17 protein-coding genes, 1 tRNA gene and 1 pseudogene are annotated in these 21,457 nt (G+C 60.5%); 12 read left to right on the top strand and 7 right to left on the bottom strand.

Going from position 1 to position 21,457, the window contains the following annotated elements; genetic code table 11:
* Positions 1–14: 14 nt before the first annotated feature.
* Positions 15–1,220, bottom strand: coding sequence for a glutamine-hydrolyzing carbamoyl-phosphate synthase small subunit (gene carA / locus NT26_RS10915; protein ID WP_052638851.1), 1,206 nt, complete (start codon positions 1,218–1,220; stop codon positions 15–17).
* Between the two features lie 322 nt (positions 1,221–1,542).
* Here carA and NT26_RS10910 point away from each other — a divergent pair, with 322 nt between their 5' ends.
* The 8 genes from NT26_RS10910 (at position 1,543) to NT26_RS10875 (ending at position 10,185) form a co-directional block, all read left to right on the top strand.
* Entirely contained in the window at positions 1,543–1,992 is a 450-nt protein-coding gene (locus tag NT26_RS10910) for a GatB/YqeY domain-containing protein (protein WP_172972500.1), read from the top strand.
* A gap of 153 nt (positions 1,993–2,145) precedes the next feature.
* Complete coding sequence (dnaG, locus tag NT26_RS10905; RefSeq protein WP_052638849.1) at positions 2,146–4,143, top strand: DNA primase; 1,998 nt, start codon at positions 2,146–2,148, stop codon at positions 4,141–4,143.
* A gap of 426 nt (positions 4,144–4,569) precedes the next feature.
* Entirely contained in the window at positions 4,570–6,621 is a 2,052-nt protein-coding gene (gene rpoD, locus NT26_RS10900) for an RNA polymerase sigma factor RpoD (protein WP_052638848.1), read from the top strand.
* A 109-nt stretch (positions 6,622–6,730) separates the two neighbouring features.
* A complete protein-coding gene (locus NT26_RS10895) occupies positions 6,731–7,684 on the top strand; it encodes a DUF930 domain-containing protein (RefSeq protein WP_052638847.1) in 954 nt (317 codons plus the stop codon).
* 75 nt (positions 7,685–7,759) lie between these two features.
* Positions 7,760–8,800 carry a zinc-dependent alcohol dehydrogenase family protein gene (locus NT26_RS10890; protein ID WP_052638846.1) on the top strand — a complete coding sequence of 347 codons (1,041 nt, stop codon included), beginning with the start codon at positions 7,760–7,762 and terminating at the stop codon, positions 8,798–8,800.
* A gap of 89 nt (positions 8,801–8,889) precedes the next feature.
* Positions 8,890–9,243: a DUF1428 domain-containing protein gene (locus NT26_RS10885; protein ID WP_052638845.1), complete on the top strand. Its 354-nt coding sequence runs from the start codon at positions 8,890–8,892 to the stop codon at positions 9,241–9,243.
* Positions 9,244–9,285: 42 nt separating this feature from the next.
* Positions 9,286–9,714: a secondary thiamine-phosphate synthase enzyme YjbQ gene (locus NT26_RS10880; protein ID WP_052638844.1), complete on the top strand. Its 429-nt coding sequence runs from the start codon at positions 9,286–9,288 to the stop codon at positions 9,712–9,714.
* A 123-nt stretch (positions 9,715–9,837) separates the two neighbouring features.
* Positions 9,838–10,185 carry a hypothetical protein gene (locus tag NT26_RS10875; RefSeq protein ID WP_052638843.1) on the top strand — a complete coding sequence of 116 codons (348 nt, stop codon included), beginning with the start codon at positions 9,838–9,840 and terminating at the stop codon, positions 10,183–10,185.
* 78 nt (positions 10,186–10,263) lie between these two features.
* On the opposite strand, the gene NT26_RS10870 is transcribed toward NT26_RS10875, so the two are convergent.
* A complete protein-coding gene (locus NT26_RS10870; protein ID WP_082077682.1) occupies positions 10,264–11,043 on the bottom strand; it encodes an SIMPL domain-containing protein in 780 nt (259 codons plus the stop codon).
* Positions 11,044–11,190: 147 nt separating this feature from the next.
* On the opposite strand from NT26_RS10870, the gene NT26_RS10865 reads away from it, so the two are divergent.
* Positions 11,191–11,266: transfer RNA gene (locus NT26_RS10865), tRNA-Ile, on the top strand.
* A gap of 428 nt (positions 11,267–11,694) precedes the next feature.
* Here the strand turns inward: NT26_RS10865 and NT26_RS23390 are convergent.
* A complete protein-coding gene (locus NT26_RS23390; protein ID WP_065814529.1) occupies positions 11,695–11,976 on the bottom strand; it encodes a helix-turn-helix domain-containing protein in 282 nt (93 codons plus the stop codon).
* A gap of 503 nt (positions 11,977–12,479) precedes the next feature.
* Here NT26_RS23390 and NT26_RS10855 point away from each other — a divergent pair.
* Both NT26_RS10855 and NT26_RS10850 read left to right on the top strand, forming a co-directional pair.
* Complete coding sequence (locus NT26_RS10855) at positions 12,480–13,265, top strand: metallophosphoesterase (protein WP_052638841.1); 786 nt, start codon at positions 12,480–12,482, stop codon at positions 13,263–13,265.
* Positions 13,201–15,219, top strand: a complete 2,019-nt coding sequence (locus tag NT26_RS10850; RefSeq protein WP_082077680.1) for an AAA family ATPase — start codon at positions 13,201–13,203, stop codon at positions 15,217–15,219. The genes NT26_RS10855 and NT26_RS10850 overlap by 65 nt, the downstream gene beginning before the upstream one ends.
* 543 nt (positions 15,220–15,762) lie before the next feature.
* Here NT26_RS10850 and NT26_RS10845 read toward each other — a convergent pair.
* Positions 15,763–16,638, bottom strand: coding sequence for a DUF6602 domain-containing protein (locus NT26_RS10845; protein WP_052638839.1), 876 nt, complete (start codon positions 16,636–16,638; stop codon positions 15,763–15,765).
* 243 nt (positions 16,639–16,881) lie between these two features.
* Here NT26_RS10845 and NT26_RS23135 point away from each other — a divergent pair.
* A pseudogene (locus NT26_RS23135) lies at positions 16,882–16,983 on the top strand (integrase core domain-containing protein); the annotation flags it as partial.
* A 610-nt stretch (positions 16,984–17,593) separates the two neighbouring features.
* Here NT26_RS23135 and NT26_RS10840 read toward each other — a convergent pair.
* From NT26_RS10840 to istA, 3 genes are all read right to left on the bottom strand, one after another.
* Positions 17,594–18,949 (bottom strand): RNA-directed DNA polymerase, encoded by a 1,356-nt coding sequence (locus NT26_RS10840; RefSeq protein WP_052638838.1) that lies wholly within the window; start codon positions 18,947–18,949, stop codon positions 17,594–17,596.
* Between the two features lie 184 nt (positions 18,950–19,133).
* Positions 19,134–19,928, bottom strand: a complete 795-nt coding sequence (gene istB, locus NT26_RS10835) for an IS21-like element helper ATPase IstB (RefSeq protein WP_052638837.1) — start codon at positions 19,926–19,928, stop codon at positions 19,134–19,136.
* The gene (gene istA / locus NT26_RS10830) at positions 19,918–21,438 is read right to left on the bottom strand and encodes an IS21 family transposase (RefSeq protein ID WP_052638836.1); all 1,521 of its coding nucleotides are present in this window, start codon (positions 21,436–21,438) and stop codon (positions 19,918–19,920) included. The genes istB and istA overlap by 11 nt, the downstream gene beginning before the upstream one ends.
* Positions 21,439–21,457 lie beyond the last annotated feature (19 nt).

Below are 21,457 nucleotides of genomic sequence, written 5' to 3'. Positions count from 1 at the left end.
TTGACCGTCCGGGATCAGCGCTCGGCAAGCGCCGGCTCGCCCTTGCGCTCGCGCACCATGTTGATGAAGCGCCGGAACAGGTAGTGGCTGTCCTGAGGGCCGGGCGATGCTTCCGGGTGATGCTGGACGGAGAAGATTGGCTTGCCGCTGACGCGCAGGCCGCAGTTGCTGCCGTCGAAGAGGGAAACGTGAGTCTCTTCAACGCCTTCCGGAAGCGTGTTCGCATCGACCGCGAAGCCGTGGTTCATCGAGACGATCTCCACCTTGCCGGTCGTGTGGTCCTTCACGGGGTGGTTTCCGCCGTGATGTCCCTGGTGCATCTTGACGGTCGTTGCGCCTAGAGCGAGGCCGAGCATCTGGTGGCCAAGGCAGATGCCGAAGGTCGGGATGTCCTCGTCGAGTACCTGCTGGATCATCGGCACGGCATAGTCGCCGGTGGCGGCCGGGTCTCCCGGTCCGTTCGAGAGGAAGACGCCATCGGGGTTCAGCGCCATGATGTCTTCCGCCGAGGTCTGCGCGGGGACGATGGTCACCTTACAGTCGAGACCCGCGAACAGCCGCAGGATGTTGCGCTTCACGCCGTAGTCCACGCAGACGATGTGGTACTTGGCCTCGTCTGGGTTCGACTCGCCATATCCCTCGTTCCAAACCCAGGGCGTCTGTGTCCACTGCGACGACTGGCCTGAGGTGGCTTCCTTGGCGAGGTCTAGGCCTTCGATGCCGCTCCAGGCCCGTGCCTCAGCCTTCAATGCCTCGATGTCGAAGACGCCGTTCGGATCATGCGCGATGACGGCGTTTGGGGCGCCATTCTCGCGGATCCAGGCGGTGAGCGCGCGCGTGTCGATGCCAGAAAGGCCGATGATGCCGCGCGACTTCAGCCACTCGTCGAGATGCTTGGCAGCACGATAGTTCGACGGCTCGGTGATGTCGGCCTTGAAGATCACGCCGACGGCGCCGTGCCGGGCGGCAGGCGTCAGGTCCTCGATATCGTCCTCGTTCGTGCCGATATTGCCGATATGGGGGAAGGTGAATGTGACGATCTGGCCGAGATAGGACGGGTCCGTCAGAATCTCCTGGTAGCCGGTCAGCGAGGTGTTGAAGCAGACTTCCGCGGTCACCTTGCCGGTTGCTCCGATGCCGATGCCTTCGATCACCGTGCCATCTGCGAGAACGAGAACGGCGGTGGGTTTCTTGCTTGTCCAGGGAGCAGTCGCGGTCATCTCTATCCTTCTGCCCGCAGGCCCCGCCACTTGAAGTCGCAGGGTGCGTGGGCCATCTATGGTCGCAGAAAAAGGCGCGCAGGACGACCCGCGTAGCCTTGAATACCTAAATCTCGTGCAGGTGCCGGAAAATAGACAAAGCGCGCGGAGCGGTCAATCTAGGCCGAGTTCTTTCTACGTGGAATTCGCATCCATGGAAATCAAGGGCTTGGCGGATTTGATTTGATCGAAGCCGAATGCTTGTCTATGAGGGCCGCCCGAATGACAAGGAAAAGCCGCAATTCCACTCACGCGCCGGCTTTCCGAAGGAGCAGAGACAATGATGCGAGACAAGCTCGCCAATGCCTTGAAAGAGGCGATGAAGGCCAAGGACAGCCGCCGCCTTTCGACCGTGCGTCTCATCCAGACGGCGATCAAGGATCGCGACATCGCCAATCGTGGCGCCGGCAAGGATCCCGTCAGCGACGACGAAATCATGCAGATCCTCCAGAAGATGGTGAAGCAGCGCGAAGAGTCCGCGAAGATCTACGAGGAAGCTGGCCGCGCCGAGCTTGCGACGCAGGAGCGCGAGGAAATCGGCGTCATCAAGAGCTTCATGCCGGAGCAACTGCCGGAGGAGAAAGTCCGTCAGCTCTGCCAGTCCGTCATCAGCGAGACAGGTGCCCAGGGCCTGCGGGACATGGGCAAGTGCATGAACGCGCTGAAGGAGAAGTACCCCGGCCAGATGGACTTCGCCAAGGCGTCCGGCATGGTCAAGGACATGCTGAAGTAACACGGCCGCCGATAGCGGTCGGAGGGGCGGGGTCTCGAAGGCTCCGCCCTTTCTGTTTCCGTGCGCCGGGACTGTGGATAGCGTGTATGTTTCCTTAGACGATGGATAGATGAAGCCGCAGGCACTATAGGAACAGTCTGCCTTGAGGTAACGATGCGCTTCTCTAATAGTTTTCTTGACGAAATCCGCGACCGGGTGCCGATATCGGCGGTCGTCGGGCGTCGCGTGACGTGGGATCGTAAGAAGACCAATATCTCGCGCGGCGACTACTGGGCGTGCTGCCCCTTCCACGGTGAAAAAAGCCCGAGCTTCCACTGCGAGGATCGCAAGGGCCGCTACCATTGCTTCGGCTGCGGCGTTTCCGGCGATCATTTCCGCTTCCTGACCGAGCTGGAGGGGATGAGCTTTCCGGAGGCCGTCCAGCAGATTGCCGACATGGCGGGTATCGCCCTGCCTCAGCCCGATCCGCAGGCAGAGCGGCGGGAAAAGGAGCGTATGTCGCTCCTCGACGTCATGGAGATGGCGACGCGCTTCTTCCAGGACCAGTTGCAGACTGCGGCCGGCGCCAAGGCGCGCGCCTATCTGCGCGACCGCGGGCTGACCGGCAGGACGATCGAGACGTTTCGTCTGGGCTACGCTCCCGAGAGCCGGAACGCGCTCAAGGAGCACCTCGCCGGCAAGGGTGTGTCGAAGGAGCAGATCGAGGCTTGCGGGCTCGTCGTGCACGGGGAGGGGATTGCAGTCTCCTACGACCGGTTCCGCGACCGCATCATGTTCCCGATCCTGTCGGCGCGGGAGAAGGTGATCGCCTTCGGAGGCCGCGCCATGGCGCCCGATGCGCCGGCGAAATATCTCAACTCCAACGAGACGGAGCTCTTCCACAAGGGGCAGGTGCTCTACAATTTCGCCCGGGCCCGGCGCGCCGCACAGGGACGGGCCGGGGAGCGCGACAGCACGACGATCATTGCCGTGGAAGGCTATATGGACGTCATCGCGCTCCACCAGGCGGGCGTGGAAAACGCGGTGGCGCCTCTCGGCACGGCCTTGACCGAGAACCAGCTCGACCTGCTGTGGCGGATGTCGCCGGAGCCGGTGCTGTGCTTCGACGGCGACGGCGCCGGCATGCGGGCAGCCAATCGCGCAGCCGATCTTGCGCTGCCATTCCTCAAGCCTGGCCGCTCCGTCCGCTTCGCACTCCTGCCGGAAGGCAAGGATCCCGACGATCTCGTCCGCCATGAGGGGCGGGCACCTTTCGATCGGGTGCTCGCGGAGGCTCGGCCGCTGGCCGAAATGATCTGGATGCGTGAAACGGCAGGTGCCAGTTTCGACACGCCGGAAAAGCGCGCCGAGCTTGAGGCGCGGTTGAAGCAGGTCGTGTCGGTGATCGCCGACGAGAATGTCCGTCGCCATTACCAGCAGGACGTCCGCGAGCGGTTGAATGCCTTTTTCCAGTCGGCGGGACGGGGAGGCGACCGGCGCCAGAATCTCCAGTCGAGGGGTGGCAGGCAGGGTCAGGATCGCGGACAGGCGCCGCAAGGCCCAAGGGCCGCGGGACGCGGTGTCGCCGTGTCAGACCGGTTGGCGCGATCCGGTCTCGTCCGCGGTCACCGCGACCTGCCGGCATTGCGCGAGAGCGTGCTGGCGCTGACCGTTGTCAACCATCCGGAACTCCTCCTGCAGGACTACGATGAAATCGCCGGCATCGAGTTCGAGAACCGCGACCTGCAACGCTTCTGGTCCTGCCTCCTGACGGTGGTGGCGAAGGCCGGGGCGCGGCTGGAGCGTGAGAACCTAAGGGAGCAGTTGGAGGAGAACGGCTTCGAAGCGCTTTTGAAGGTGATGAACCAGCAGATCCGCAATGCACGCCTGTGGACGGCGACCGAGGAGGCTGACCTGCATGATGTCGTGCAGGCCTACCGCCAGGCCTTTGCCCTGCATTCCCGCAACAAGGAGCTGCGGTGGCAGAAGATCGAACTGGAGCGGGAACTTGCGGAAGCCGGTTCGGATGAGGTCGAGCGAGGGTCGGCGCTGATCAGGGCTCTTTCGGAGGTCCAGCTGGAGATTGCACGGCTTGAGAACCAGGAGGCGATTATCGATGGGTTCGGCGTCATGTCGGGGCGGGTGAAAGGCCCCGCCGTCAGTCATGGCTGAAGCGAATCAGGAGTTCGAGGAAAGCCTGTGGGTGTAGTAGCGGTCGTTAAGGGCTAGAGGGCGGTGGATGCCCTTGTCATTCTGCGACCACTGACTACATATCGGGCGAAACGTGTGCGCGTAGACCTCGAAGCCCAAGAGACAGACGGTTTTTCCACTTTTCCTAGGCTGATCGCCTCAGAAAAGCTTGACGGAGCGTTAATTTGTGGGAATCACCACAGCAGGCAGAAAAGGTGGAGTGGGTCAAGCACACCGGGCCACGAGCGGCGATGCGTGGACCAGCGGTCTCGGTAGTTGACGTCCGCCTCGGTGGTAATCCGGAATTAAAGGTCATTCCGTACGTGTTGAACAGTGATTCGCGGCTGAGGACTTGATCCCAGCCGGCGGCCACCGCGGCGAGGTGGCGTTCAGGGAAAGCGAAAATTCATGGCAACCAAAGTCAAAGAGAACGAAGAAGCGGAAACCGAGCGCGAAGGTACGCAGGATGGACCGCTTCTCGATCTTTCGGATGACGCGGTCAAGAAGATGATCAAGGCCGCCAAGAAGCGCGGCTATGTGACGATGGACGAGCTGAATTCGGTCCTGCCCTCCGAAGAGGTCACGTCCGAACAGATCGAGGATACCATGTCCATGTTGTCGGACATGGGTATCAACGTCGTCGAGGATGACGAGGCCGAAGAGGCCACCGCCGACGACGACGACAGCTCCGACGACGGTGAGAGCGAGGGTGGCGAAATCGCCCCGACCTCCGGCACCGCGCTCGCGACTGCGAAGAAGAAGGAGCCCACCGATCGTACCGACGATCCGGTGCGCATGTACCTGCGCGAGATGGGCTCGGTTGAGCTTCTTTCTCGCGAGGGCGAAATCGCTATCGCCAAGCGCATCGAGGCCGGCCGCGAGACGATGATCGCGGGATTGTGCGAAAGCCCGCTGACGTTCCAGGCGCTGATCATCTGGCGCGACGAACTCAACGAAGGCACGACGCTCCTGCGCGAGATCATCGATCTCGAAACCACCTATTCCGGTCCCGAGGCAAAGGCTGCCCCGCAGTTCCAGAGCCCCGAGAAGATCGAAGCCGACCGCAAGGCGGCCGAAGAGAAGGAAAAGGCCCGCAAGACGCGGACTGCCGCAAACGACGACGACATCACTGCCGTCGGCGGTGAGGGCCTGCCTCCGGAAGAGGAAGAAGAGGACGACGATGAGTCGAGCCTGTCTCTTGCCGCCATGGAAGCGGAACTGCGTCCGCAGGTCATGGAAACCCTCGACGTCATCGCCGACACCTACAAGAAGCTGCGCAAGCTGCAGGATCAGCAGGTCGAGGCGCGCCTCTCCTGCACCGGCACGCTGTCGTCCGGCCAGGAGCGTCGCTACAAGGAACTCAAGGATCAGCTGATCACGGCGGTGAAGTCACTGTCGCTCAACCAGAACCGCATCGAGAGCCTCGTCGAACAGCTCTACGACATCTCCAAGCGCCTGATGCAGAATGAAGGCCGCCTGCTTCGGCTGGCGGAATCCTACGGCGTCAAGCGCGATTCGTTCCTGGAGCAGTATCAGGGTGCCGAACTCGACCCGAACTGGATGAAGTCGATCGCCAACCTCTCCGCACGCGGCTGGAAGGATTTCGCCCGCGAGGAGAACCAGACGATCCGCGAGATCCGCCAGGAGATCCAGAACCTTGCGACCGAGACCGGCATTTCGATTGCCGAGTTCCGCCGCATCGTGTCGATGGTCCAGAAGGGCGAACGGGAAGCCCGCATCGCCAAGAAGGAAATGGTCGAGGCCAACCTGCGTCTCGTGATCTCGATCGCCAAGAAGTACACGAACCGCGGCCTGCAGTTCCTGGATCTCATCCAGGAAGGCAATATCGGCCTGATGAAGGCGGTCGACAAGTTCGAGTATCGCCGCGGCTACAAGTTCTCGACCTATGCCACCTGGTGGATCCGGCAGGCGATCACCCGATCGATCGCCGACCAGGCCCGCACGATCCGCATTCCGGTGCACATGATCGAGACGATCAACAAGATTGTCCGCACGTCGCGCCAGATGCTGCACGAAATCGGTCGCGAGCCGACGCCGGAAGAACTGGCAGAAAAGCTCGCCATGCCGCTCGAAAAGGTCCGCAAGGTCCTGAAGATCGCCAAGGAGCCGATTTCGCTCGAGACCCCTGTGGGCGACGAAGAGGACAGCCACCTCGGTGATTTCATCGAGGACAAGAACGCGCTGCTGCCGATCGATGCAGCCATCCAGGCGAACCTGCGCGAAACGACGACCCGTGTCCTCGCTTCGCTCACGCCGCGTGAAGAACGTGTCCTGCGCATGCGCTTCGGTATCGGCATGAACACCGATCACACGCTCGAAGAAGTCGGCCAGCAGTTCTCGGTCACCCGCGAACGTATCCGTCAGATCGAGGCGAAGGCGCTGCGCAAGCTGAAGCATCCGAGCCGCTCGCGGAAGCTTCGGAGCTTCCTGGACAGCTAAGCAGTCCTTCATATCAGAAATTGACCCGGCCCTGCGGCCGGGTTTCTTTTTGCGCCGAATATGGGCGAGGGTCTCGATCTCGTCGGGCAGGAGTCTTACATCGACGACCATGCAGGATGATCAGCACAAGCCGCGCAGCGACTTTCGATGGGGCATTCCGGTCTCCATGGTTGCGCATCTTCTTGTCGCTGCGATCGTGACTCTCGGGCTGCCGCTGGAGCTGCCGACACCGCCGGAAGAGGAGACGGTGACGGTGGAGATCGTCGAACCTCCTCCCGAACCCGAACCCGAACCCGAACCCGAGCCGGAACCGGATTCCGAGCCGGCGGAGCAGGAAGCCGCCGAGGAGCCGCCCCCACCGCCACCCGTCGAGGAGGATCAGGCGCCGGAGCCTCCTGCCGAGGAAGAGGCCGCCGCGGCACCGCCCATCCCGACGCTCCGGCCCGTCTTCGAGTTCGGTGAGGAAACCACGGGACCGCGTGTCTCGCCCGCGGGCAATTCGTCCGAGGAAGGGGCCGAAGGACCGCAAGAGCAGGAACAAGAGGACCAAGCTTCGCAGACACCCCCGCCTGAAGCGCCGGAGGAACTGGCTGCCGAACCGCAGGACGATGCCGAAGTCGCCGGCCTGACAACCGCGCCACCGGAGGCCAGCGCGGAGGCTGCCGAGACACCGGAGCAGCCGGCCGAGGAGCCTGCCGAGACGCTGGCCGAGGCGAAAACGCTGTTTTCCCCGGACATCACGGAAGACCCCGTCGCGCGAACGGCGATGGAGGGTATGCCCCGCGCCATGCGGGCGACCCAACTGTGCGAGACGGAACTGACCGAGCAGTTGCGCAATGCCTCGCCCCCGCAGGATCCCGACTTCATCCCGCGGTCCCCGCTTTCGGAAGGCACCGTGCTCGAGCTTCGTCGAACCGCGTTCCGCGCCGAAGGGGCATGGTTCGACCTGAGCTTCCGCTGCCAGATCAACGAGGAGGCCACCAAGGTGTTGAGCTTCGCCTTCCGCATCGGCGCTCCTGTCCCACGCAGCGAATGGCGGCGGCGCGGCTTTCCAGGCTCCTGAGGTCGAACTTCCGTCGGGTTTAGCCGATTGACCGACCGTTCCGGCGAGCTATGCTCCGGGCAAACGAGGGACCCCATGAAAGCCATGCTCTACGACGCCTTCGAGAAGGCGCCGCAAATCCTGACCCTTCCCGATCCCACTCCAGGCGAAGACGGCGTCGTCATCAAGGTTGGCGCCACCGGCCTTTGCCGTAGCGACTGGCATGGCTGGATGGGGCACGACCCGGATATCCGCCTGCCGCATGTGCCCGGCCATGAACTGGCCGGCGAAGTGGTGGCGACCGGCAGGGGCGTGATGCGTTTCAAGGTCGGCGACCGGGTGACGGTCCCCTTCGTCTCCGGTTGCGGCCATTGCAGCGAATGCCATTCTGGCAACCAGCAGGTCTGCCCGAGCCAGTTCCAGCCCGGCTTTACCCACTGGGGCTCGTTCGCGGAATATGTGGCGATCGGCTATGCCGACACCAATCTCGTGCATCTGCCGGAAGAGATTGATGACGCGACCGCCGCCAGCCTCGGCTGCCGCTTCGCCACCTCCTTCCGCGCGGTCGCGGACCAGGCGCGCGCGGGGCCTGGCGAGTGGATCGCCGTGCATGGCTGCGGCGGCGTCGGTCTCTCGGCCATCATGATCGCCACGGCGCTCGGGGCAAACGCGATCGGCATCGATCTCTCAGATGAGAAGCTGGAACTGGCCCGCGCTTGCGGTGCGGTGGCGACCATCAATGCCAGCAGCGTTGCCGATCCGGTCGAGGCGGTGCGGGAGATCACCAGGGGCGGGGCGCATGTCTCGATCGATGCACTTGGCCATCCGACCACCTGCTTCAACTCGATCAAGAATCTCCGCCGGCGGGGTCGCCACGTCCAGGTCGGGCTAATGCACGGCGAGCATTCGACGCCGCAGATTCCCATGGCGCAGGTGATCGGCCACGAGCTCGAGATCTACGGCAGCCATGGCATGCAGGCCTGGCGCTATGATGCGATGCTGTCGATGATCGCCGCCGGCCGGATGGAGCCATCGAGGCTCATTTCGTCGCGCATCACGCTGGAAGAGGCGGTGCCGGGGCTGATGGCCTTGGACCGCGCGACAACACCCGGCATCAGTGTCATCACCCGCTTCTGACGCGAACAACGGCAAAATCACCATCGGGTGTCGGATCGCCGTCCGGTCATTCGTCCTAGCTGCATCCGAGCAACAGGAGGAGGAAGACAATGGCTTATGTGGATGGGTTCATCGTGCCCGTGCCGAAGGCGAAGCTCGAGGCCTACAAGGAAATGGCGCGCACGGCCGGCGACGTCTGGATGGAATATGGGGCGCTCTCCTATGTGGAGTGCATCGGCGACGACATCCCCTATGGGGAGGTGACGTCCTTTCCGCGTGCCGTCCAGGCGACGGAAGAGGAGACGGTGGTCTTTTCCTGGATCACCTACAAGGACCGTGCGAGCCGCGACGAAATCCTCGCCAAGGTGATGGCCGACCCGCGGCTTGCCGGGGAAGAATGGAAACAGGTCTTCGACGGAAAGCGGATGATCTATGGCGGCTTTCAGGCGTTTCTGACACTGTGAGCGGGCGCCCTCGGGCGCTCATCTCAAGGTGAAGGACGCTTCATGCCGCAGACGCAACTGACGATCCAGACGCGGGGCCAGGGCCTCTACGAATTCACGGACGAGGTTACGGAGTTCGTGAGGCGGCAAGGGGTAGAGGAGGGGCTGCTGACGGTTTTCGTGCGGCACACCTCCTGCTCGCTGCTGGTTCAGGAAAACGCCGATCCCGATGTCCAGCGCGACCTCAAGACCTTCTTCTCGCGCCTCGTGCCCCCGTCCGACGCGCCGTCGATGGCCTGGGTGACGCATACGATGGAGGGACCGGACGACATGCCGGCCCACATCAAGGCGGCGCTGATGGCCGTATCGCTTGCGATCCCGGTGAATGCGGGTGGACTTGCGCTCGGCACGTGGCAAGGCATCTATCTCTTCGAGCATCGCGACCGCCCGCATAGCCGCAATGTCGTGCTGCATCTTTCCCCCGGATGCTGATGAACCTCTCCTGAACAGCGGATTCGGACGGCGTTCAGCGGGCCCGAACTAGGGTGCCTTCAATCCCGGCGGACGGGAGAAATCAACGGCGCCAGGTTCTGGCCCTTCTCGGGAGAGACTTCCATGACCAATATCCTCGTCAAGACCGGACTTGCCGCTCTCGTTGCGCTTTCCGGCCTCACCGCCACCGCGTCGACGGCAGCCGCCGGAGGGCCCGAATTCCGCATCTTCGTCCAGCACGGATGGGACGACCGCGACCATCGCCGCGACCGGTGGGAGCGTCCGCGCCGTGACCGTGGCGGTCGTTGCAACCCATGGCTCGCGGAGGAAAAGGCCAGCCGCATGGGGCTGCGCCGTGCGCGCGTGGTCGATGTCGATCGCCGCACCGTCACAGTCGTCGGCCGTGACCGGCATGGCCGCGACCGCATCGTCTTTGCCAATGACCGCGGTTGCCCGGTCATTCGCCGATAATAGTTGCCATCAAGATCGACGATAAATGAAAGAAGGCCCCCGCGAGATCAGGTCTCTCGGGGGCCTTTCTTATCCGTCCTACTGTTCGAGGGCGAAGGTCAGCTCTACCCGGACGGTGTAGGTGTTCTCGCCGGCCGCGACCGGAACCGCGTCGGAGGCGGCCTCCTTGGCCATGGCCATCCGGTACATGGGCTGCGGCGGCATGGGGGCCTCAGCCTGTTCGACGATCTCGATCAACCGCCCGAGCCTGACGCCTGCCGCTTCCGTCAACACGCGTGCCTTGGCGACCGCCCGTTCAACCGCCTGCTTTCGGGCCTGCGTCAGCGCTTCCTCCGGATCGTCGTTTGTGAAGCTGATCTGGCCGCCCTGGTTGACGCCAAGCTTCACGACGCGGTCGAGGATGGTGCCGACCTTGGCGACGTCGCGGATCTTCACCATCAGCGTGTTGGTGACCTCGTAGCCGACGACCTCCGGCGGATCGATCGTGCCGTCCTCCTTGGGCTGGGAATGTTGATACTGCGGCTGGATCGAAAAATTGGCGGTCTGGATATCCTTCGCCTCTACCCCTTGCGACTTCAAGGCCGCCATGACGGCGTTCATGGCCTGGCTGTTCTGGTCCATTGCGACCTGTGCCGTGTTCGAATTGCGCACGACCGAGAAGCTGACGATGGCAATATCCGGCGCAATCGAGGCCTCGCCCTGCGCTGAGACGCGGACCACGGGCTCGCGCTGTGGCGAGGGCTCTTGCGCAGCGACCGGCGCGACGGCTGCCAGGACGAGAAGTCCGCCGAGCGACAGGCGGGACAGGAGCGACGGCAGGGCACTGGTCGGATGGAAAACGGGGAGGGACGGATGCATCGTGATTCCTCTCGGGGATGGGCAATCCGTCATTGGTGGTCTGCGATTGTGAAGCGAATGCGGCGGTGGCTTGAGGCGGCGGCGGAATTGCGTTAGAGCGGGGCCACGGGCCGGCGAACCATTGCGCCACCCGATGCCAGTCTGGCAGGGCCTGTAGCTCAATGGTTAGAGCCGGCGGCTCATAACCGCTTGGTTGGGGGTTCGAGTCCCTCCGGGCCCACCACTCATTTCAGAGACTTTCCGCTGCGCGCCGGTATCGTCTCGCCGCCTCGGGCGACAGATCAAAGGCTTCCAACCGGCCCTCTGTCTACGTCAGAATAACAAATCATCCCGAATTTTCAACCGGTTGCCATCGCCGGAATCGGGCAACGGGCCAGAACCCCGCGAGCCGTAAGACTGGACACAGCGGTTGATAACCGTGGTGGCGGAAGTTCGAGCTCATCAAGGGGGTGCCTTGAATCGGTGTTAATCGACGGTCGCCTCGGCCTGACCGGTGTCGGTGGGCAACATTTCGGGCAACATCAACGATCGCGGGCAAACGAGTCATCGCCGGCAGCCTGTGCCAAGCAGACTGGCCCTTCGCCATCGCATTCCGCCCGCTACTCCAGGCGCTCCGGTCCAAGCCGATACTGGGCAACTTCCAAGAAACGTCTATAGGATTTTGATGTCCAAACCATGATGCTCCGGACGCCAGCGGACACCGGCACCGACAATTTCGCTGCTTTCGGCATTGACGGCGATGAACTGAACGCGGTTCTCCTCGAGTACGACGCGCAGCTTATCACTCACCTTGGCGGTCAAAGGCTTCTTTCCGAGTTCGAAGTCGCTGAGCGCCTTCTGCGTTACGCCGGACCTCCGCGCCAGCTCAAGCTGGGTCCAACCGAGCAAGGCTCGGCCTGCCCGTATCAGATCAGCCGTCAACAAGGTTGCCATGAAGACCTAGAACCGGCTGCGGTGTGAAATGTCAAATTGTACGTAATTTATGTACTCGGGTCTTTCAAATACGTATAAAAATTCGTAGATAAGGCACCTGCCGCGCGATTCGGAATTGCGACTCCCCGAGGCCGTGGCCCCACCAAGACAAGGACGGGTGTAGACATGAGCGACTCAGACTGTTCGGAATGGCTAGGGCAAGGCCGCGAGGCGTTGGTAGCTCAGCTTAGACGGCTGGCAGATGATCTTGAGACAATAGGTAGATTGAACTGGCCGCCGTCGGATGCCGTGTACATCAATGACTGGTTCGTCGGGCGTCGAGCCGTTTCCTGTCTCGTGGGCCGACCGCTAGGCCACCCATTCATCGACAACGGCCATCCGATGGTTTCCAGCGAACTTTTCTTCATGGATGTGGATCACGGATACGCCCGGTCGTTCTCCCGATGGTATCGGCTGGGAACCCAGATAGGGGATGCGGATGACCACAACCGACGGAGGCCGCAATGAGAGCCTGGATAATCTCCGATCTTCACCTGGAGATGGACAGATCGCTGGACTGGCTCCAAATCCCCGACGCCGATGTCTGCATCTGTGCCGGCGACATTCTGGACGGCGGTGTCGTCCCGAGCATCGAATTTCTCGGTGAAGTCATCGCGCCCCATATGCCGGTCGTGTTTGTTGCCGGCAACCACGAGTTCTACAGGGCATCTGTCCGGGAAGGCATGGCCGCAGCCTACGAGGCCGTAGGGCGATACGACAGCGTCTACCTTCTCGAACGAGATGTCGTTCTTTTCGACCGTTTTCGGTTTGTGGGCGCTACTCTGTGGACCGACTTCATGCTGTTTGGCCACGCAGGCATCGCAATGGCCGAAGCCAAGGAGTTGCTAAACGACTACCGACAGATCAAGCTCCAGAAGACGCCGTTCAAGCGGTTTACCCCGCGCGAGAGCCAATACCTCCACAATATGGCTAGGGTCGGGATCGAGCAGGTACTGTCCACGCCATCGGCTTTGGCGACGATCGTCGTTACGCATCACGCCCCAAGCCTGATGTCCGTCCCCCGCGCTTTCCTGCATGACCCGCTGACGCCATCCTTCGCGTCGAATCTCGAAGCCAAGATACTGGAGTATCAGCCTCTGCTGTGGGTGCACGGGCACCTTCACACATCTAGCGACTACTCGATCGGCCAGACCCGGATCATCTGCAATCCGCGCGGATATCCCGATGAAGTCTCACAAACATTCAATCCAGCGCTGGTTGTCGATCTTGCAGAGCTTGCCAATGGCTAAATCGACTACGAAACAACCTGGCTGGCCGATAGATCAACAGAAGGGAAAGGGTCGTCCAGTCACCCTTCCGACCATTCTGGCGTATCTCGGCATTGCAGCCGCGCTCCGCCCACTGCGGCGGGTGAAGAAGAACGTTTTGGCAATCATTCGCATCGAGGCACAAAATGCCGTGGACAGTTACGTCGAAGCCATCAGATTGTTCTATCGACGCGCCGCCTCCGAGGTCCCCGATCATGAAGAGGTCTGGGTAAATGCCGTGACACGGTCAGGAAAAGGACTGCGCGCTGAAGATGAGCTATTCTACGCCGCGCAAGAAAGGAAAGTCGCCATCCTCGTCTGCGAAAGCGACACCAAGTTTGAGGACGACACGCTCCTTTTCTGCGATCTGGAGATATCGGTACCGCGACCAACCGCAAGTCAAGTCGCGCTCGTGTTCAGCCACTTCGGTCACCACATAACTGATCCTGACACCAAGCTCTTACTCTCTGCGACATGGAGAAATTTGCGTTTCGCCTTTCCGCCGGGCCGGTCGCTGGTTGATGGGTTGAGACGTTTGCGGGCGGTGCAGCAACTATCGGCACCCGCGGAGCCAGATACCAGATCACAAGGGCCTACTCTGCGTGAACTGCATGGTTTCGGCGAGGCAGCTGAATGGGGCCTTGAGCTTGCTCTAGACTTTGCTGACTTCAAATCCGGAAAAATCGGGTGGGAGGACGTAGATACGGGCGTTCTTCTGTCCGGACCGCCAGGTACCGGCAAGACGATGTTCGCCGACGCATTGGCGCGGACGTGCAACGTCCCAATGGTCTTCGCTTCGTCTGCACAATGGCAGGCCGCCGGACACCTGAACGACTTCCTGAAGGCGATGAGAGGTTCGTTCGACGAGGCGAAGTCCAAGGCACCTTCGATCTTGTTCATCGATGAAATTGACGCGTTCGGTGACCGGGTGGTGGATGATCACAATGCAGACTATAAGCGTCAGGCGATAAACGGCTTCCTGGAACTCCTGGATGGCTACGAGCGTCGAACTGGTGTGGTGGTTGTTGGGGCAACGAATCTTCCTTCGAAACTCGATCCGGCGATCAAGCGAGCCGGAAGGCTGGACAAACACATTCCGATCCCGCTGCCGGATGCAGAAGCCCGCTCGCATATTCTCCGGTTCCATTCAGGTCTTGATATGCCGAGCGCACAGCTAGATCGTTTTTGCCGCTCAACTCAGGGAATGGCGGGGGCCGACCTCCAGCAACTGGTCAGGGACGCGAGGCGGCGCGCGCGACGGGCCTCGCGTCCGCTGGAGGTGGATGATGTCATAAGCCTATTGCCAACCCTGCACTCCATCCCGTTGGAGCATCTTCGCGCAAATGCGATTCATGAAGCCGGCCACGCGATCGTGGGCCTTGAGCTGCTTGTCGGGGAACTGGAGTTTGTCCGCATCCTGGACAGCGTCACGCTAAGGGGCCCGGAGATCGTGGGTGGTGCGGTGTTCACGCAGCCTCCCATAGGAAGGAAAAATAGGAGCTTCTACCTTGACCAGATTGCCCTGTACTTGGCGGGGGTTGCCGCTGAAACGTTGGTCCTTGGAGACCACTCTGACGGCGGAACGGGCGGGTATGCATCAGACTTGGCTCGTGCAACCGAATTGGCGACGCAGGTGGAGACGACTTTTGGCTTAGGCAGAACACTAATGGTGGAATTGGTCGAGAATGCAGATTTGTCAAAGTTGCGGTCACTCGACCCGGACCTTCGCGGGGCTGTGCACCGAACGCTTGAACAGCAAAAGGAACGTGCGATCTCGATCCTGAATAATCACCGCGCGGCGCTGGATGAGACCGTTGAGGAACTGTTAGCCGCTCGAAAACTGTCTCGAGCCGAAGTGGTGTCTATCCTTCGCAGACACAGACCACCGCCTCAGGAAGGGTCGCCCGCGGCGTCCGGCAACTCCGTCAAGCAGTAAAGGTTCTTCTAGACAGCTACTCTCCGTGGGATACCGAATGGGATCGAGATGACAGAAGGCAACGATCAGAAGGACACCGCTTTAGATGCGGGTAAGTCACTGGGCTCGGGTTTGGATGAGATCGGATGGCAGGCGAATGATCTACGGATAATGTTGAAACCCAGGCCGCTCCGTCCTAGAATCCGCCGGTATTGCGTGACGCCAGCGGGAGATGAACAGGTATGACGGGTGCTCCTTTTGGCTCGCGGCGCGGATGGACGCATCTAATGACGTGCTCCGCCCAGGACCTTAGGCTTCTTCCGCTTCGCACCGAACGCGGACAAGTACGGCGGGCAGTAGTCGAGTTTGCTAGGCCAACTCTTCGCGCTCTTGAGGGGGACCTTGACATCCGATCCGTCACCACTAATGGTTTTGTTAAGGGCAGCCTGTAGGCCGCCAACGAGGCAGCCAAAGTGTGTTTCCGGTCACTCCTGACGGCTAATAGCGGAAAAAACCGGGTTAGGGCCGCGCCGGAGACGGGGCGGCCCTATTGCTAGACTAAGACTAGCGCAGCGAACTGAAAGCGATCCTTCCGATTTCTTTAGCCGGCTTCGCTGCAAAGGCAGTATATCCAGGGCGCTTTACGCCACCTCTCGTTTTGTCATAGTATACGGACAATATTCCTGACAATAAAAACTGAAATCCCTGGTGCAATTCGTCATCATCTAGCTCCACATACATATACCTCGCGAAGCTATTTGTAGGAGTCAGCCTGAGCGGTGGGCGAGTCTTGAATACGTGCCAGGCGGAAAGATCGCCGATGAAACCTATCATATCGTCAAAAACACTATCGCTCCCGTACACTGCCTCAAGCTTATCAAATAGTCTTTTTTCTTTCGGTTCTTGCTTATCAGCAAGGTCAGAGGCGGTTGCGACTAACGCTAAAAACGGCCCGCGGCGGCGCGATTCCAGATTGTTCTCGTCACAGCGGCAGGCCTTCGAACCCTCTAAAAGTGCATTACATTCTGCGATGATCTCTGCATCCCGAAGGGTCTTCTTAACTGATAATACTGCGACTACGCCCTCGGGCGGAACAATCACGGTATCAACCATTCGTTGGAACACGGGGTAAGTTCCGGAGTCATAGATTATTATGTCAAGCTGGGTTGTATGAAGGTCTTGCTCCTTGGACCTTGATCGATCGTTTTCTCCCAGCTTAACTGCCGGTCGAAGGATAAAGCCGGTTAGGACCTCGAGGTCTTTTGGCAGATACTTTTGAAGGTACGAGCGCACCAACGTTTCAACATACCGACCGTCCTCGCCGCGATGCTCCGCCCCTGCGGTATGGGGATTTGGCAGCAAGGTCTCGAACTGCTTGTAGACTGCTAGAAGTGATTTCACCTCTTGATTCCAGAATACTTGAAGACGTTGGCCGTCCATGTGATCCTTCTCGGCGAATAGTTTTGGTTGTGCTGGCGCAGATGCGTATCGGAGGCGGGTAGTTACAACAGATAAGTAAGATCGATTAGTCGAACGGAAGTCCGCGGGGGCCCCACTCTGTCGTCAAGTCAAGCCGCAGAATGGAATATCACCATTATAAGTGGAATCTGGCTAACCCTGCCAGTGAAGAATGATCCAACTCCGTCGTCACCGCTCCTGCTCCGTTAATATCAAGGCCCTGCTAGGCTCGTCGGCGGGTGGATCGAGGACTACAACGAAATCCATCCTCATTCCGCGCTCAAGATGGCTTCCCCTCGACAGTTCATCGGGGCTAAATCAAACTAGCCGACATGTCCGGCGAAACGGGGTGCACTCCAGTGCCCTCGGTAAGGCGGCGTAAAATGGGAGGCGGAGTCGAAGAATAGTAAACTGCCCAAACAACAGTGATCGCGGCGGCAGCAGCTATGCTGCTCGGCGGTGTTTACGGCTAATGCTTGTTGTCTGAACTGAGCCATCCGCTGGGGAGGAATCGATCGAATGGCCAGACTGATCACCAGAGGAAGAACTATCAGATCGTCGAGGGAACCGAGAACCGGTACCTAATCTGGAATGAAAATCAGCGGTGCTAAGGGGATGGCGGCATCGCCCCGGCAACAGCCTTGGCATTCCAATAAGTGCAATGGTCTTGTGCGGCAATCCAGAAAGCGACTATGGCGCGTTCAAGGTTTCGAGCCCGCTGATTTACTCGATCTGGTAGCGTGTGGATGTACTTCTCATGCTGTATCTGTGACCGCAATGAGCGGGAGGTGTCTGCCGCTCAGCGGTGGTCAGCGTTGAAGACAAGAGCAACCGGGTCATGGCCGAGAGAGGACTTTCGGCTTGCAGATAGCGAGTCCAGTAGGCATACATCCACCAGCCTCGCATCTTGCGATGTGCAAGCGGATTTTTTCGTTCCTCAGATCGTCTGAGCGATTAGCCCGTTAATCGGGTTATGCCCGCCCCAGGCGCGCTTGCAGGTCCTGCGTTCCATCGCGGTCAGGTACTTAGATGAGAACAGTATTGCGCTCCGCACGTACTCTGAGGGCTCGTCCTCGTAGGCGGTGCGTACGGCCCGCTTCTGCTGCGCGACGCCGTGTTTCGCCGCGAAAATGGCAGCCATGGCCCGCGTCTCCTTCGCGACCCTGCGGTTCTGGAGCCACTGAAGGGCCGTATTCACCGTCGGCCGGCTGACAGTCCTCGCCCTCACAAGCGCGGCCAGCAGGAACATCCGCTGGTAGTCCGACACCGTTTCGTCCGCCACCAGTTCTTCCAAGGCACCGACCACATCTTGGCTCGTCCGGACGAAGGTGGAAATGTAGGAAAAGTATAGTCGTGTTTGGTGCGGCTTTTCCTTCAGTTTCCCGAGCACATGCTCAACGGCGCTTTCCGATTGGGCGGATCGCAGGATAGGGAGGCAGAACTTCTCGATCTGGTCCTCCTGGTTCGGGTAGTTGCTGATGCTTTCCATCAGGCGTTCGACCGCGGCGTTCTCAAGTTCCACGTTGTCGTCGACCTCGTCGCTTGCTTCTGCCTCGTCGTCCTCGTCTTCCCACTCGACCTCGAAACCGTATGGGCTGGCGCGATTGTAAGACTCATCATCCTCGATCTCCTCGCGGATTTCGTCGAACAGGCGGTCGATCGCGGTCTCCTCTTGGATGACCTCGTCGGCTGGCATGATCTTGGACTTGTACTCGTTGAGGTGCAGGCCGTCTTTGCGTAGCGTCTCTATTAATTCGGCGAGGCCTTGTCGCGCCTCCGCTTCGGACGGGAACCCCATGTAGATGTCGTCCACGTAGCGCGCTGACATAATATCGGCGAGTTCGCAGTAAGCGTCGAAGTCGGAAAGGAAGAAGTTGCCGAGCGCGTCGGAAGGATAGACGCCTTGAACGATGCCAAACGAATTCCGCTCGCGAAACGCCAGCATCATTTCTTCCAGGAGGCTCACGACCTCCGGAGCGCAGCCGGCCGCCGACATCAGGTTCACGAGATGGTGCTGCGGCAGCCGCTCAAAATAGTTCGAAATGTCCGCCTTCAGGATAAAATCGCTATGCGCGCAGATTTCGGCGACCCGCTCCTGAAATCGTTCCCACGCTTCGTGGTTGGGAGCGAACATCTGCCCTTCCTCTTCCGAGGGAACGTGGCTGAACGAACGGCTGCGGTCATGCCCCCCCTCCAGTTCATCCATGATGTTGTCGACGAGAGCTTGGTACATGAAACGGTCGGCGGGCCTGAGAATGCTTCCCGGTCGCGTGAAAAAACGCTCCTTCGGCACACTGATAGTGATGGGCAGTTCTGGCTGGTAGTTTCCAGAACGTAGTTGCTGCTTGATCTGCTCCCACAGCTCATCGCCGGCGCGGCTAAAGATCGCGTTATAGTGAGGGGCCTGTTGGTTTCCACGCGGAACTGAGCCGGTTTTTCCACCGAGAAGTGAGCCACCTCTGAGTATGGTTTTCTGATCAGGGTTTGGTCAATGGGCTGGCCTTTTCTCCTCTCTTCTGTGCCGCTGCGGCCGAGCTGGCCTTGAAGCGGAAGCTGTCGTTTCCTGTTTCCAGGATGTGGCAACGGTGGGTCAGGCGGTCGAGCAAAGCGGTGGTCATCTTGGCGTCGCCGAAGACGGTAGCCCATTCGCTGAAGCTGAGGTTGGTGGTGATGATGACGCTGGTGCGCTCGTAAAGCTTGCTCAGCAGGTGGAAGAGCAATGCGCCGCCCGAGGCGCTGAACGGAAGGTATCCAAGCTCATCGAGGATTAGCAGATCGAGACGGACCAGGGCTTCGGCGATCTGACCGGCCTTGCCCTTGGCCTTCTCCTGCTCAAGAGCGTTGACCAGTTCGATGGTAGAGAAGAAGCGGACCTTTCTGCGATGATGCTCGATAGCCTGGATGCCGAGAGCGGTCGCGATATGTGTTTTGCCTGTGCCAGGGCCTCCGACCAGGACAACGTTCTGCGCTTCGTCCATGAACTCACACCGATGCAATTGGCGCACGGTGGCTTCGTTGATCTCGCTGGCGGCGAAGTCATATCCGGAGATGTCCTTGTAGGCGGGGAAACGGGCGGCCTTCATATGATAGGCGATGGAGCGAACCTCGCGCTCCGCCATTTCCGCCTTCAGCAACTGCGACAGGATCGGCACGGCCGCATCGAACGCTGGCGCTCCTTGCTCAATCAGATCCATGACCGCTTGGGCCATGCCATACATCTTCAGGCTCCGCAGCATGATGACCACGGCGGCACTGGCAGGATCATGACGCATGGCGACCCCCTACGATCCGAACACGCAGCCCGTCATAGCGTTCGACATTGGCCTTGGGTTCACGAGCCAATGCCAATGCGTGCGGCGTATCGATAATAGGGCCGTCGGTCGTTTTCCCGTCTACCAACCGATGCAGCAGGTTCAACACATGCGTCTTGGTTGCCACGCCGGCCTCCAGGGCCAGTTCCACAGCGCGCAGGACGACCTGTTCGTCGTGATGAAGAACGAGAGCAAGGATGTCCGCCATCTCGCGATCACCGCCGGGGCGGCGGAGCATCTGGTCCTGTAATTTGCGGAAGGCCGGTGGCAATTCCATAAAGGGTGCGCCGTTACGAAGTGCTCCGGGCTTGCGCTGGATGACCGCAAGATAATGCCGCCAGTCGTAAATCGTCCGTGGTGGCTTGTCGTGACTGCGTTCTATGATCCGCACATGTTCGCAAAGAACGTTGCCCTCGCCCGCAACGACCAGCCGCTCGGGATAGATTCGTAAACTGACAGGCCGGTTGGCAAACGATGCGGGCACGCTATAGCGGTTCCGCTCGAAGGTGATAAGGCAGGTGGGGGAGACTCGTTTGCTCTGTTCGACGAAGCCGTCAAAAGCTGCAGGCAGTGTCATCAATGCTGCCCGCTCATCAGCCCAGACATCCGCGATCGTGCCGGGCAAGGTGCCATGCGGTGTCTCCCGCCACAGGTCCTGGCAATGCTGTTCCAACCAGGCATTCAATGCCGGCAGATTCGGAAAGTCCGGCATCTGTTGCCATAGCCGTGGTCGGGCATCCTGAACATTCTTCTCGACCTGCCCCTTCTCCCAGCCTGCCGCCGGATTGCAGAATTCGGGCGCAAAGACGTAGTGGTTCGTCATCGCCAGGAAGCGGACGTTGACCTGCCGCTCCTTGCCGCGGCCGACGCGATCAACCGCGGTGCGCATGTTGTCATAAATTCCACGCGCGGGCACGCCGCCAAGGACACGGAAGCCGTGCCAGTGGGCGTCGAAGAGCATCTCGTGTGTCTGCAGCAGGTAAGCTCTGACCAGAAAGGCCCGACTGTGCGCCAACTTGATATGCGCGACCTGAAGCTTCGTGCGCTCGCCGCCTATCACGGCATAGTCTTCACTCCAATCGAACTGGAATGCTTCGCCTGGGCGGAAAGATAGGGGAACGAATATGCCGCGGCCGACCGCCTGCTGCTCAACCCGCCAGTCACGGGCGAACGCAGCGACGCGACCGTAGGAGCCGGTAAAGCCCAAAGCCACCAGATCGGCATGAAGCTGCTTCAGCGTTCGGCGCTGCTTGCGTGATCTCCCGGTCTCGGTCTTCAGCCAGGCCGCCAGTTTGTCAGCGAACGGATCAAGCTTGCTCGGCCGTTCCGGCACAGTGAACGTCGGCTCGATCGTGCCAGCGCTCAGATACTTCGAGATCGTGTTGCGCGAAAGCCCCGTGCGCCGACTGATCTCACGGATCGACAGCTTCTCGCGCAGCGCCATCCGGCGGATGATGTTTAAAAGTCCCATGTGGATCACTCCGTTGCCC

This window comes from Pseudorhizobium banfieldiae (genome assembly GCF_000967425.1).
Lineage (GTDB): Bacteria > Pseudomonadota > Alphaproteobacteria > Rhizobiales > Rhizobiaceae > Neorhizobium > Neorhizobium banfieldiae.
Note: the sequence above shows the minus strand (reverse complement) of the source record. Positions and strands in the feature narration are given on the sequence as shown.

What these genes read in the sequence shown, in the direction of transcription:
- carA (WP_052638851.1), bottom strand. Translation starts at nt 1,220, where the DNA reads ATGACCGCGACTGCTCCCTGGACAAGCAAGAAACCCACCGCCGTTCTC.
- NT26_RS10910 (WP_172972500.1), top strand. Translation starts at nt 1,543, where the DNA reads ATGCGAGACAAGCTCGCCAATGCCTTGAAAGAGGCGATGAAGGCCAAG.
- dnaG (WP_052638849.1), top strand. Translation starts at nt 2,146, where the DNA reads ATGCGCTTCTCTAATAGTTTTCTTGACGAAATCCGCGACCGGGTGCCG.
- rpoD (WP_052638848.1), top strand. Translation starts at nt 4,570, where the DNA reads ATGGCAACCAAAGTCAAAGAGAACGAAGAAGCGGAAACCGAGCGCGAA.
- NT26_RS10895 (WP_052638847.1), top strand. Translation starts at nt 6,731, where the DNA reads ATGCAGGATGATCAGCACAAGCCGCGCAGCGACTTTCGATGGGGCATT.
- NT26_RS10890 (WP_052638846.1), top strand. Translation starts at nt 7,760, where the DNA reads ATGAAAGCCATGCTCTACGACGCCTTCGAGAAGGCGCCGCAAATCCTG.
- NT26_RS10885 (WP_052638845.1), top strand. Translation starts at nt 8,890, where the DNA reads ATGGCTTATGTGGATGGGTTCATCGTGCCCGTGCCGAAGGCGAAGCTC.
- NT26_RS10880 (WP_052638844.1), top strand. Translation starts at nt 9,286, where the DNA reads ATGCCGCAGACGCAACTGACGATCCAGACGCGGGGCCAGGGCCTCTAC.
- NT26_RS10875 (WP_052638843.1), top strand. Translation starts at nt 9,838, where the DNA reads ATGACCAATATCCTCGTCAAGACCGGACTTGCCGCTCTCGTTGCGCTT.
- NT26_RS10870 (WP_082077682.1), bottom strand. Translation starts at nt 11,043, where the DNA reads ATGCATCCGTCCCTCCCCGTTTTCCATCCGACCAGTGCCCTGCCGTCG.
- NT26_RS23390 (WP_065814529.1), bottom strand. Translation starts at nt 11,976, where the DNA reads ATGGCAACCTTGTTGACGGCTGATCTGATACGGGCAGGCCGAGCCTTG.
- NT26_RS10855 (WP_052638841.1), top strand. Translation starts at nt 12,480, where the DNA reads ATGAGAGCCTGGATAATCTCCGATCTTCACCTGGAGATGGACAGATCG.
- NT26_RS10850 (WP_082077680.1), top strand. Translation starts at nt 13,201, where the DNA reads ATGAAGTCTCACAAACATTCAATCCAGCGCTGGTTGTCGATCTTGCAG.
- NT26_RS10845 (WP_052638839.1), bottom strand. Translation starts at nt 16,638, where the DNA reads ATGGACGGCCAACGTCTTCAAGTATTCTGGAATCAAGAGGTGAAATCA.
- istB (WP_052638837.1), bottom strand. Translation starts at nt 19,928, where the DNA reads ATGCGTCATGATCCTGCCAGTGCCGCCGTGGTCATCATGCTGCGGAGC.
- istA (WP_052638836.1), bottom strand. Translation starts at nt 21,438, where the DNA reads ATGGGACTTTTAAACATCATCCGCCGGATGGCGCTGCGCGAGAAGCTG.